The following is an 11,108-nucleotide window of genomic DNA, read 5'->3' on the forward strand; positions in this document are numbered from 1 at the left end:
ATATCATGATGATTTTTTTTGAACAAATAGAAAAATGAAATGTGGATCGGAGGAAATGGAGAGATGAAAATATCTACAGCGGAAATAAAAATGTTAATAAAAAAAATGTGTAAGCAAGGGTGGGAGCTATACAGTAGCAGATTTAAAAAATTATATTACAGCCAATAGTGATAAAGAAATGACGAGAGGTCAGCTTTCTGGGGCGGTGTTTCAGCTGGCTGATGCAAAAGAAATTATCAGAGTCGAAAGAGGACTGTACTCAAAAAATGCAATGTCTGCTTTTGATGAGGAGAGCATGGAGAGTCAGGAGAATAGCGAATTAAAAGAAGAACTTTACAAAACATTAAGTAAAATTGAAATAGAATTAATCAATGTAATGGGTAACATTGATATCTGGAATCTGAGTGGAGAAGAGTTTGAACTAATAACAAAGGTGCGTGAACTTAAGAGTGCAATCGCTCAGATTAAAGTGCAGTGTAGATAGGAAGCTGGAGGTGTTTCAGAGCAAATAACAAAGGAGAAATGCGAATACAATAAAAAGAAATATTTGCTCTTAGACTTTTTGGTACTTAGGAGGATAAGGATGGAGAAGGTACAGGAAACACGTTTATATAAATATTTAAAAGAAAAGGACAGTCAATTTATAAGTCAATTGGATGAGGTTATAAAATATGCTGAAGATATGCTTCCGCTGATTAACAAAGTTTTTGCAAGTTATACAATACACGGAATACGACATTCTATCGATATAATGGAATATATGTATCAGCTTATACAGCATTGCTGAAAGTCTTGTATTTAGCGACATTTGAAGCAACGAAACGCTGGACCAGTACAATTCGAAATTGGGGGCAGGTTTATGGGGAGTTGAGTATTATGTATGAGAATAGGCTTCCGGAATAATCAAAAAAGAGGTATGTCAAGAGCGGGTGGGCGGATCCCCCCGCCCGCTCTTGACATACCCAGAATCGCTGTTATATATAAAGCAATGGCTAAAAGCCTATTTTATAAGCCTTTAGCCATTCTAATCATAGAAGAATCTTATTTACAGAGATTTTTTCATACTCGAAAAATGGGCACCTAAATATCCGAACTCGATGAAACGCTGGAGGGATAATTGGGATGCTATTTCGCCGATTTTCAAGTTTTCATACTCTCGCAGTGGCTGAAAACTCGTTTTGTAAGCTTTTAGCCACTTTATTAAGTATGAAGGTTTTGCGTAAAAGCTCACTGGCACAAATAATACAACAAACTTCTCACCCCACATCTCACCTTAACATTTACCCAAATACCGCCCACTTTTCCGTTAGCGCCCAACTCAACTATTAATTTTACATAATCATATTTAATGATTTCAAGCTGATAATCTGGCATACCACAAGGTAAATCCATTCTTAGATACACTGGCTCATTTTTGTTCAATTTAAGAGGATGCTGTATACCATCTTCTAAGGCGGAGGATATACGTGTTCGTTTTGGCTTGCCTTTCTCAGTGCGGTTCAGAACATATACGATTATATCATATATGCCATCTGGAGAGCTGAGTTTTATCGTTTCCTTTTCACCTAGTAGAAACTGCCGGTTAAATTCCTCATCTTTGTCAACAAGAATATATTCAAAATTTTCATTATAAAGTGGCATATTTCGTTTTAGTATCCATATTTTACCGATGACAAATAAAACGAAGAGAATGATTGTGCAAAAATTTGCAAGGCCACTGGCATTCGTAAAAAAATAATTTATATGATTGAAAAGTAAAATTACGATTATACCAATCTTTTGCATATGATTTACCGTTCTTTCGGGTGGAATATTATTGAAACTACCATTATTTATTTTAATTATAATATGCCTCCAAGTTATGTACAAGAAGAAAGTCTGTTTTTTCGGTAATGTTTTGCCTCCTATTCGAGAAATTGCCCGACAATTCTTTTCCATAAACGATATTCTCAACTTAAAAAAATATATTGACAAATATAGGTGTTACTACCGAAGGTAACAAAGCAATGAGTGACATAACCAATAGACTCCAAAGATACGATGCTTTCAGGGGAAAGCTTTGATAAAAAACATTTATCAGATATCAGACAAACGAAAAGCAATAGTGATTTTTGACAAAATCACAGAAAAATGCTCCCTAAAAATCCAGACGCGATGAAACGCTGAACCAACATCATTCGGAACTGGGAAAATCACTGTTGTTATAAAGCAACGGTTAAAAGCCCCATCCCCTCTCACTTATTCATATCCGTATCAATCACCCTAAAAATTCGTTTCACAACCACCAATAAATTAAAAATGACTAAAAACGAGCAGGCATAAATTAAAAAGCTGAAAACCCAGCTAAGCTGTCCTGTGAATAAATTTACTAAACACAGGATTAATACAGATACACACATGGTTATTTCAAACATGACAATATAATAGGTTTCTATCAATGCCTGTTTTGAGGTGTTTGCTTCTATACTGTAATAATCCAAATCTTCTTTAATTTTAGCTTTCATCTGGATGATGGTTGTCAAAAGTGCAAATAACATGGATGTTAAAATGGAAATTAATACAGTTAAAATATTTTGGATCGTTTCGCTGATTGGATTTTCTCTGGCAATAATTCCAGCCAGAAGAATCGGCAGGATCATATAATTTAAAAGTGGTGCTATCAACAAATGTCCTTCTTTATCCTTAAAACAACTAAAGTAATTTTTAAAAATATCCACCAAGGAAGCGTATTTAAGTTTAAGAACACAGCTATTAAACAACCATATTACCAGTATGATACTCAGAGAACCTTCTCTGCTTAATATCCAATGTTTCATCAATTCACCTTCTTATGCTAACCCCATGCTCCGCATATATTCTTTTGCTGTTTCGCGCATTTCGGACTTTAATATGTCTACATCGGGATGCCCTGTTTTGACTCCGGCCTGATCGGTGATGTCTTCTGTCACAACCAGGGCATCTAATTGCCGATATCAATGGTTTTTTCTGTCTTGCCTAGGCGAAATTTGAATTTCAGGCAGTCATAATCGAAATCGGATACAGAAACAACTTCACATAAGCTCCGCTGTCCTCTTAAGACCTCCCGGATCTTATCGGCGCCCTTTTCAAGAAAACCCAAAGGATTATGGATGATCCGTTCTTCATACACGGCCTCATCATTTCCGCGTATCCCATTTCGCTCAGAAATATCCTGGGAAATTCCGTATTTAATCATCCGGAGTTCTTTTAAAACACCATCTACCAGGTAGTGTTCTACATATTCTTTAGGCATAAGAGTTTCTAATGAAAAGTTCCAGCCTTCATATGTGTGTCTGACAAATTTTTTCATGCGGTGTTCAAATGCTGATTTCATGCTGCTGCGGCCTCGGTCTGAAAAATAAGTATGCCACGTTCCGGTCTTATAGGAGACAGTGCCAGATAGAAAGCGAATGGTATAACTTCAGCCTCTTCAACGGTCTTCTTGTGGGTCAGTTTTCTGGTTTTTGTGTGAATGAGTTCGGCTTCAGTTCCATATTCTCCGGTTTTTACAACTCCTGTAAAAGCATTAAAAATAATATGTCCATCCTCATCTTTTACACATTCCACCTCAAATGAGTTGACTTTAAAAATGTTCTCAGCATGGTTATCAATATCAAATTGTTTCGCATTCTGTTTAGAGAAAGCTGAAATCATATCTATAAAAGTTAAATGTCCATGTTTCTTTTCAAAGTGATACTTTCCAGTATGAAAAACATTTAAAGCATATATGGTTAAACCTATTTTTTTCATGGCATTGGCCTCCGAGGTATTATTTATAAATCTGTAATTTGTAAATGCTAACAAGCCAATTATAGAACTTATGTTCTGCGATGTCAACTGAGTTCGCTATCAGTCCGATATGTATTTCTAAGTAAATATAGAATTTTGCCTTTTTACCCTTTATTTTAAGAATTTCCTAAACATTCCTTCCCACAAACTTCTATTGAATCCCCCCACAAACCGTAGTATAATAAACTAGACTTCGCATAGGCACAAATCCTCTAAAATCAGGCGTGCCGGATGCGGATGTATGAAAGCGCGTTAAGAGACGCAGAATAAGAATCAAAAGCACGTGGAGTAAGCTGCCTGTGATCAATGTCATGGTCAGATGAAAGATGGAACATAGGATGGATCGAGATCGTATCCGGGCAGCCAGAAGGCGGCTCCGGGATGGCGAAGCATACCCATTGTGCACCTGAAAGCAGGGAAAATGCAAAGGAGAGTGCGGTATGTGGTATGTGATCCAAACACAGACAGGCAGGGAACAGGAGCTGACAGAATGCATCGAACGCGTTTTGAAAGGAAATGGGTACCGCGCCTGTTTTGTGATTGAGCAAGAATGCGTCTGGCGCAATGCCGGGGAACTTTTGGAATACCAGAAACCGCTCTTTCCATCCTATGTCATCGCGGACACCGACACGCCGGAGGAATTCTTTCTGGCGTTAAAGCGGGTCCCGAAGCTTTCCAAACTCCTGCGGACGGACTGTGAATTCTGGTCGATTCGGGAAGAAGAGAAGAAACTGCTCTGCCAGATGATGGAGTTGGATGAATGTCTTGTCCGCCGCTCCTTTGTCACCCTCGACGAAGACGACAACATCCTAACTGCCCAGGGACCATTATCCTTCTTCCTGGACAAGATTGTACGCAAGCGCATCCGCAAGCGGATCGTGACGGTGGAGGTCGAGCTTCTGGGAGAAAAGCGCAGGATAGAACTGGGGATCCGTCTGCCGGAAGATAAGTAAGACAAAGGTAAGGGACAGACTGTAAAAACAGAACCTTAAATTATAAAATTAAATAAAAAGGAAGGAACCAAAACACAAAAGCATGAATCAATTCGAACCATATAAGCGGCTGATCAAGCTGGGCTTTGCACTGATTCTGATCGCGCTGCTGACAGGACTTTACGGTGCCATCTGGATCAACTGGTACAACAAGATCATCTGGGCGCCGTTTTTCCGCAGGGGTAACTGGATGATGATATTCATCTATGGACTCCTGCTTATTTTCTTTATGCAGCTGTACGGCGGATTTAAGATAGCGCTCCTGAAACGGGGCAATCTGATCTACTCGCAGATACTGGCGGTGGTAGTCACCAATATCATTACGTATTTCCAGATCAGTGTGCAGGATAAGAAATTCACGGCACCTCTGCCGCTGGCAGTCAATCTGGTCGGCGCAGTCATCATCATTCTGGCATGGACGATGACATTTCTGTGGCTGTACCGGGGGATGTTTCCACCGAGAGAACTGCTGCTGATATCGGGCGATCACTCCGACTATCATCTGATCGAAAAGATGAACGCCCGCGAAGATAAATACATCATCAGCCAGATCATCAGCTATCACGAAGGCCCGGAACGGGTAAAGGCGGAGATTGCCAGATATGACAGCGTGATTGTCGGAGATATTCCGGCGCACGAGCGCAACTATATCATCAAATACTGCTTCGGACGGAATATCCGGACTTACAGTGTACCAAAAATTTCAGACATTCTGCTTCGGAGTTCGGTGGAACTGAATCTGTTTGATTCGCCGCTGCTGCTTTCGAGGAATAACCAGGGACTGCAGATTGAACAGGCCATCATGAAGCGGATCATCGATATCATCGGATCGCTCGTCGAATCGTTATCACGATTCCGGTTTTTTTGATTGTAGGAATCAGCATCAAGGTGACAGACGGCGGACCGGTGATTTATCATCAGACGCGCCTCACAAAAAATGGCAAGAAATTTCAAATCTATAAATTCCGGACCATGGTGCAGAATGCGGAGGCGGATGGAAAGGCAAGACTGGCCAGTGAGGACGATCCGAGAATCCTGCCGATTGGCCGCCTCCTTCGTGCAACCCGCCTGGACGAGCTGCCACAGATTTACAATATTCTGAAAGGCGATATGTCCATCGTGGGTCCGCGGCCGGAGCGCCCGGAATTAGCAGCCGAACTGGAAAAAGAGATACCGGAATTTTCCTTCCGCCTGCAGGTCAAAGCCGGACTGACCGGTTATGCCCAGGTATATGGAAAATACAACACAACCCCTTATGACAAGCTGAAGCTGGATTTGACGTACATACGGAACTATTCTGTTCTGGAAGATCTGAAGCTGATTATCATGACGCCGAAGATCATGCTGATGAAAGAGAGTACGGAAGGGGTCAAAGAAGAACAGGAGCCGACAAACGGAAAATAAAACATGGAAAAACAAGCAGATATACGCATTTTGATTGCCTGTCATAAGCCAACGTATGTGCCGGAAAATCCCCTTTTTTATCCGATACAGGTGGGAACGGCTCTGACAGATCGGCGGCTGGAAGGAATGGCATACCATGACAATGAGGGCGATAATATATCCGAAAAAAATCCAGATTATTGCGAACTGACAGCCCAGTACTGGGCGTGGAAACATTTGGATTGCGATTATTACGGATTTTTCCATTATCGCCGTTATCTGACCTTTCGCAATCTAAGCCCGGTGACTGCGAAAGGGAAAATAATAGGAAAACGTCATATCCCATATATAGAATTAGATTCCGTATGGGAAGATCTGACACCATACTGGATCGAGGAAGACTGGATGTGCCGCCAGATCGAACAATACGATCTTCTGACCGTGTATCGCGAACGAATCAATACAACGGTTTACCGACAATACTGTCAGTATCATGATGGAAACAATCTGAATCAGATGCTGGCACTTTTAAACCGGATTTATCCGGAATATGCAGATGCGGCGGACGCATATATGCATTCCAAAGAAATCTATTATATGAATATGTATATCATGAAAAAAGAGCTGTTCCAGAAATACATGGAATGGCTTTTTACGCTTTTAAGCGCCTTTGAAGCAGAGAGAAAAGAAGCAGACAGGCAGAAACAGGAGCCGAGACTGATTGGGTATCTGGCGGAGCGCCTGTTCGGCATCTTTTACTTATATCAGAGAAACAGGGGGACGCAGTGTGCGGAACTTCCCTATCTGAAATTCTATCATACCGAACCGGGAAAGGAGGAAAGCACATCCAATATACGGGAATTCAGGCTAAAACCGACAAAGATCAAAATAAAAATAGACATGCGCAGATTAAACCGCTTATTTCCGGCAGGAAGTTTAAGACGGGTTCTGCTGCGCGGACTTTTTCTGAGATAAAAGAAAAAAGAGAGAAAGGAAAAAGATATGAATTTGTTCTTAAAACGACTGGGCGGATTTTACAAATACCGCTTCCTGATGCAGCAGCTTGTCACAAAAGACATCAAGCTGAAATACCGCCGGAGCTTTCTGGGGTATCTTTGGAGTATTCTGAATCCGCTGATGGTTATGGTTATCATGGTAATTGTATTCTCCAATATGTTCCGGTCGGATATTACCAATTTCCCGGTATACCTGATTATCGGACAGACTCTTTATAACTTTATGAGTGAATCAACCACACAGGCGATCTTTTCCATCATTGGAAATGCGTCCCTGCTAAAAAAAACGTATGTACCGAAATATGTATTTACCGTCTCCAAAATCACAAGTTCCTTTGTAAATATGATATTTGCTCTGGGGGCACTTATTATCGTATTTATCGTGTGCCGGGTAGTCCCGAATGTATTCTTCCTGTTCATTCCGGTGATTCTTTTGCAGGAATATCTGTTCTGCCTGGGACTGGGAATGCTGTTAGCACAGGGATGTGTATTCTTCCGTGATATCCAGCATATTTACAATGCAGTACTGACCGCATGGATGTACCTGACCCCATTATTTTATCCGATCACCCTGCTTCCGGAGGCACTGCGGAAACTGGTTATGACCCTGAATCCGATGTACTTCTATATCACGCAGTTCAGACAGATCGTTCTGGAATGCCGGATGCCAGATTTGTATCTGATCATCGCCGGATTCGTGGCAGCAGGTATCGCACTTCTGGTCGGAGTGGGCGCGTTCTTAAAGACGCAGGATAAATTTATCTTATATATCTAGGAGGCAGAAATGGCATCGGACAAAGATACAATCATAAAAGTAACCAATGCGGCGGTCCGTTTCAATATGGCTTCCGAGCGCATCGATAACTTAAAAGAATATTTTGTAAAACTAATCAAACGGGAGCTCATGTTTCAGGAATTCATGGCTCTGAAAGATATCAATTTTGAAGTAAAACGCGGGGAAGCATGGGGCCTCATCGGAACCAATGGTTCCGGAAAATCAACCCTGTTAAAACTGATCTGCGGCATCCTGAAGCCGTACCGGGGCACGGTAGAGGTAAAGGGAAGTATCGCGCCCTTGATCGAGCTGGGCGCCGGATTCGACGGCGAACTGACTGCGACGGAAAACATCTATCTGAATGGTGCCGTTCTCGGTTACAGCAAAGAATTCATGGATGCACACTACGATGAGATCGTCGAATTTGCAGAACTCAAAGACTTCATGAATATGCCGATCAAGAACTACTCCTCCGGTATGGCAGCCCGCCTGGGATTTGCTATCGCCACGATCGTGCAGCCGGAGATCCTGATCGTCGATGAGGTGTTGGCCGTCGGAGATGCGGCATTCCAGGAAAAATGCCAGGAACGCATGCATCATATGCTGGAAAATGGAACGACACTTCTCTTTGTCTCCCATACGATGGCAACCGTGCGGCAGCTCTGCGACCATGCAATCTGGCTGAACAAGGGAAATGTGGTTATGCAGGGCGAGGCAGAGAGCGTCTGCGATGCTTATATGGAAAGCCTGAATCTGCCGGAAAACGCATAAAAATCCCGCAAAATGCTGTAGATGAAAGGAATGTAATATACATGGAAAAACAAGCAGGACAGATCCCGGATATCCGGATCTATGTGGTCTGCCACAAACCGGCCTATGTGCCGGAAAACCCATATTTATACCCGATTCAGGTAGGAACGGCACTCTCCGGAACAAAACTTCCGGGGATGCTGCATGACGATGAGGGAGACAATATTTCCGAACGGAATAAGACATACTGTGAGCTGACGGCACAGTATTGGGCATGGAAAAACGAAGAGGCGGATTACTATGGATTTTTCCATTATCGCCGCTATCTGGCATTTGACCCGTCGCTCAATAAAGATGATGGATGGGGAAATATCGCCTATGACCGCATCTCAGAAGAAGCGATCGAGGAAATGAAACTTCAGCCGGAGATTATGCGCGATCTGATCACAAAATATGATGTGATCAGCGTCCGTGGCCGCCGATATCCGCGGATCAAAACAGAAGGAAAACCGATGGATGTGTACCATGAATATGGCATGGTTCCTTTCCAGCACCGGAAAGATCTGGATATTACCCTGCAGATCTTAAAGGAAAAATATCCGGCATTTGCACAGACAGCAGATTCATATATGCAGTCCGAAACCGCCCATGAGTGCAACATGTTCATCATGAAAAAAGAGATCTATAAAAATTACTGTGCATGGCTCTTTGACATCCTTTTTGAGGCAGAAAAACGGATCGACAGTATCTGGTACAGCGTGGAAGAATACCGGGTGATGGGATATCTGGCAGAACGCCTTTGCGGCATCTACTATGAGTGGCTGAAAACCCAGCCGGGAATCCGGGCGGGAGAATTGCCGAAAACCCTGTTCAAAGAGACAGCGCCGAAAGCGGTTCTGGATCCGGTTTATCCAGCAGGCGTGCCGATTGTATTGTCTGCCAACGATAAATTTTCACCGTATCTTGACATCATGATCCGCTCGGTGATCGCGAATGCCTCACCGGAGAGAGAGTATGACATCATTATTCTATACAACGACATTTCTGAGAAAAATCAGCATCTGATTTCCATGGCAGCCAGGGACAAACAGAATATATCGATTCGTTTCATCCGAGTATGTGAATACTTCAATGCGGGCAAATTATTTGTCGATCAGCACTTGTCCGTAGAGACATATTACCGCCTGATCATCCCGGAGATCATGCCAAATTACCATAAGATCCTCTATCTGGACTGTGACATGGTGGCCGATCATGATGTGGCAGAATTGTATGATTTTGACTTGAAGGGAGCCGTGATTGGAGCGGCTAAAGATATCGATGTGGCAGGACAGCTGAATCTGAATCAGAACAACTGGCAGACCTATGCAACCGAGACATTGGGACTGGACAGTCCGTATGACTATTTCCAGGCGGGCGTCCTAATTCTTGATCTGGACGGACTCCGCAGGACGATGAGTTCGGAAGACATGATTCAGATGGCATTGACACATTCCTATCGCTGTCACGATCAGGATATTCTGAATATCGTGTGCAAAAACAAGGTAACCTACTTACCGCAGCAGTGGAACACCCTGATGGACTGGCAGGAGATAGGACGCAGCCGTATGGATATCCTCAAGATGGCGCCGAGACAGCTCTATGAAGCATACACACAGGCGAGAAAACGCCCGTATCTGATTCATTTTGCCGGATACCAGAAACCATGGGATGTAGTGGACTGTGACTTCGCGGAATATTTCTGGGAGTATGCGAAGCTGTCGCCGTATTATCCGATGATCCTGAGAAAAACGAAACGATGCCTGATGGATGAGAGAGAAGCGGAACTGTCAAGAATCGCAAAGATGGAGCAGAACGCGGGCATCCGAAAGATCGCCAATAAGGTGCTGCCGATTGGGAGTCGGAGGAGAGAGTGGGTTAAGAAAATTATAAAGTAAAAGATACCACGGGTACATATGAATAGATTATGAATGAGTGAAATACAAAAGTAAATGGTAAGGAGAATAAAATAATGGAGAATTATAAAGAGATCCTTCATTGCAAAGAAGAACAGACAATAGACACTTTACAATTAGAAAATAGTGAGTTAAAAAAAACGTCTCAGCTTAAAAGAACAACAGTTATTAAGTTTGACTAATGCAAATAAAGCATATGCGAATGAAATGATGCATTATATTGCAATGGCGGAAAAAGCTAACTTAGATAAGGAAATGATTCAAAATTCAGAGTTTTGGAAACTGACAAAACCGATAAGAAGATTAGTGGATATAATAAAGGGAGAAAAAAAAGAGTTTTGGAAACTGACAAAACCGATAAGAAGATTAGTGGATATAATAAAGGGAGAAAAAAAAGATAAAGATTCAGAAAAATTTGCACATGAAAAAA

The 11,108-nt window shown here is 42.3% G+C and carries 15 protein-coding genes; 11 read left to right on the forward strand and 4 right to left on the reverse strand.

Annotated elements, in window-relative coordinates:
- Positions 1 to 178: 178 nt before the first annotated feature.
- Together DWX76_RS13140 and DWX76_RS13145 are read left to right on the forward strand one after the other, a co-directional pair.
- Positions 179 to 484: a hypothetical protein gene (locus DWX76_RS13140; protein WP_243022587.1), complete on the forward strand. Its 306-nt coding sequence runs from the start codon at positions 179 to 181 to the stop codon at positions 482 to 484.
- 99 nt (positions 485 to 583) lie between these two features.
- Positions 584 to 787: a hypothetical protein gene (locus tag DWX76_RS13145; RefSeq protein WP_118570843.1), complete on the forward strand. Its 204-nt coding sequence runs from the start codon at positions 584 to 586 to the stop codon at positions 785 to 787.
- 440 nt (positions 788 to 1,227) lie between these two features.
- Here the strand turns inward: DWX76_RS13145 and DWX76_RS13150 are convergent, their stop codons facing one another.
- From DWX76_RS13150 to DWX76_RS13165, 4 genes are all read right to left on the reverse strand, one after another.
- Positions 1,228 to 1,938, reverse strand: a complete 711-nt coding sequence (locus DWX76_RS13150; protein WP_118570844.1) for a hypothetical protein — start codon at positions 1,936 to 1,938, stop codon at positions 1,228 to 1,230.
- Between the two features lie 296 nt (positions 1,939 to 2,234).
- Entirely contained in the window at positions 2,235 to 2,816 is a 582-nt protein-coding gene (locus DWX76_RS13155) for a hypothetical protein (protein WP_107000876.1), read from the reverse strand.
- A 143-nt stretch (positions 2,817 to 2,959) separates the two neighbouring features.
- A complete protein-coding gene (locus DWX76_RS13160; protein ID WP_118570845.1) occupies positions 2,960 to 3,352 on the reverse strand; it encodes a hypothetical protein in 393 nt (130 codons plus the stop codon).
- The gene (locus tag DWX76_RS13165) at positions 3,349 to 3,768 is read right to left on the reverse strand and encodes a hypothetical protein (protein ID WP_118570846.1); all 420 of its coding nucleotides are present in this window, start codon (positions 3,766 to 3,768) and stop codon (positions 3,349 to 3,351) included. Before DWX76_RS13165 ends, DWX76_RS13160 begins: the two co-directional genes overlap by 4 nt.
- Before the next feature lie 479 nt (positions 3,769 to 4,247).
- Here DWX76_RS13165 and DWX76_RS13170 point away from each other — a divergent pair, with 479 nt between their 5' ends.
- The 9 genes from DWX76_RS13170 to DWX76_RS13200 all read left to right on the forward strand — a co-directional run.
- Complete coding sequence (locus DWX76_RS13170) at positions 4,248 to 4,760, forward strand: transcription termination/antitermination NusG family protein (protein WP_118570847.1); 513 nt, start codon at positions 4,248 to 4,250, stop codon at positions 4,758 to 4,760.
- Positions 4,761 to 4,842: 82 nt separating this feature from the next.
- Complete coding sequence (locus tag DWX76_RS15220; RefSeq protein WP_412694077.1) at positions 4,843 to 5,667, forward strand: hypothetical protein; 825 nt, start codon at positions 4,843 to 4,845, stop codon at positions 5,665 to 5,667.
- Positions 5,664 to 6,203: a sugar transferase gene (locus tag DWX76_RS15225; protein ID WP_412694078.1), complete on the forward strand. Its 540-nt coding sequence runs from the start codon at positions 5,664 to 5,666 to the stop codon at positions 6,201 to 6,203. Before DWX76_RS15220 ends, DWX76_RS15225 begins: the two co-directional genes overlap by 4 nt.
- Before the next feature lie 3 nt (positions 6,204 to 6,206).
- On the forward strand, positions 6,207 to 7,157 hold the full coding sequence (locus tag DWX76_RS13180; RefSeq protein ID WP_107000872.1) for a DUF4422 domain-containing protein: 951 nt from the start codon (positions 6,207 to 6,209) through the stop codon (positions 7,155 to 7,157).
- Between the two features lie 27 nt (positions 7,158 to 7,184).
- Positions 7,185 to 7,973, forward strand: coding sequence for an ABC transporter permease (locus DWX76_RS13185; protein ID WP_118493379.1), 789 nt, complete (start codon positions 7,185 to 7,187; stop codon positions 7,971 to 7,973).
- Between the two features lie 9 nt (positions 7,974 to 7,982).
- Positions 7,983 to 8,744: an ABC transporter ATP-binding protein gene (locus tag DWX76_RS13190; RefSeq protein ID WP_118471628.1), complete on the forward strand. Its 762-nt coding sequence runs from the start codon at positions 7,983 to 7,985 to the stop codon at positions 8,742 to 8,744.
- Positions 8,745 to 8,785: 41 nt separating this feature from the next.
- Positions 8,786 to 10,660: a DUF4422 domain-containing protein gene (locus DWX76_RS13195; RefSeq protein WP_118570848.1), complete on the forward strand. Its 1,875-nt coding sequence runs from the start codon at positions 8,786 to 8,788 to the stop codon at positions 10,658 to 10,660.
- A 74-nt stretch (positions 10,661 to 10,734) separates the two neighbouring features.
- Positions 10,735 to 10,860 carry a hypothetical protein gene (locus DWX76_RS15230; protein ID WP_412694079.1) on the forward strand — a complete coding sequence of 42 codons (126 nt, stop codon included), beginning with the start codon at positions 10,735 to 10,737 and terminating at the stop codon, positions 10,858 to 10,860.
- Positions 10,853 to 11,108: hypothetical protein (locus DWX76_RS13200; protein WP_147353869.1), on the forward strand; the 256-nt coding region annotated here is incomplete at its 3' end. The genes DWX76_RS15230 and DWX76_RS13200, both read left to right, overlap by 8 nt.

This window comes from Clostridium sp. AF21-20LB (genome assembly GCF_003478795.1).
In the GTDB taxonomy this organism is placed as follows: domain Bacteria; phylum Bacillota; class Clostridia; order Lachnospirales; family Lachnospiraceae; genus Otoolea; species Otoolea fessa.

What these genes read in the sequence shown, in the direction of transcription:
- DWX76_RS13140 (WP_243022587.1), top strand. Translation starts at nt 179, where the DNA reads ATGACGAGAGGTCAGCTTTCTGGGGCGGTGTTTCAGCTGGCTGATGCA.
- DWX76_RS13145 (WP_118570843.1), top strand. Translation starts at nt 584, where the DNA reads ATGGAGAAGGTACAGGAAACACGTTTATATAAATATTTAAAAGAAAAG.
- DWX76_RS13150 (WP_118570844.1), bottom strand. Translation starts at nt 1,938, where the DNA reads ATGGAAAAGAATTGTCGGGCAATTTCTCGAATAGGAGGCAAAACATTA.
- DWX76_RS13155 (WP_107000876.1), bottom strand. Translation starts at nt 2,816, where the DNA reads ATGAAACATTGGATATTAAGCAGAGAAGGTTCTCTGAGTATCATACTG.
- DWX76_RS13160 (WP_118570845.1), bottom strand. Translation starts at nt 3,352, where the DNA reads ATGAAATCAGCATTTGAACACCGCATGAAAAAATTTGTCAGACACACA.
- DWX76_RS13165 (WP_118570846.1), bottom strand. Translation starts at nt 3,768, where the DNA reads ATGAAAAAAATAGGTTTAACCATATATGCTTTAAATGTTTTTCATACT.
- DWX76_RS13170 (WP_118570847.1), top strand. Translation starts at nt 4,248, where the DNA reads ATGTGGTATGTGATCCAAACACAGACAGGCAGGGAACAGGAGCTGACA.
- DWX76_RS15220 (WP_412694077.1), top strand. Translation starts at nt 4,843, where the DNA reads ATGAATCAATTCGAACCATATAAGCGGCTGATCAAGCTGGGCTTTGCA.
- DWX76_RS13180 (WP_107000872.1), top strand. Translation starts at nt 6,207, where the DNA reads ATGGAAAAACAAGCAGATATACGCATTTTGATTGCCTGTCATAAGCCA.
- DWX76_RS13185 (WP_118493379.1), top strand. Translation starts at nt 7,185, where the DNA reads ATGAATTTGTTCTTAAAACGACTGGGCGGATTTTACAAATACCGCTTC.
- DWX76_RS13190 (WP_118471628.1), top strand. Translation starts at nt 7,983, where the DNA reads ATGGCATCGGACAAAGATACAATCATAAAAGTAACCAATGCGGCGGTC.
- DWX76_RS13195 (WP_118570848.1), top strand. Translation starts at nt 8,786, where the DNA reads ATGGAAAAACAAGCAGGACAGATCCCGGATATCCGGATCTATGTGGTC.
- DWX76_RS15230 (WP_412694079.1), top strand. Translation starts at nt 10,735, where the DNA reads ATGGAGAATTATAAAGAGATCCTTCATTGCAAAGAAGAACAGACAATA.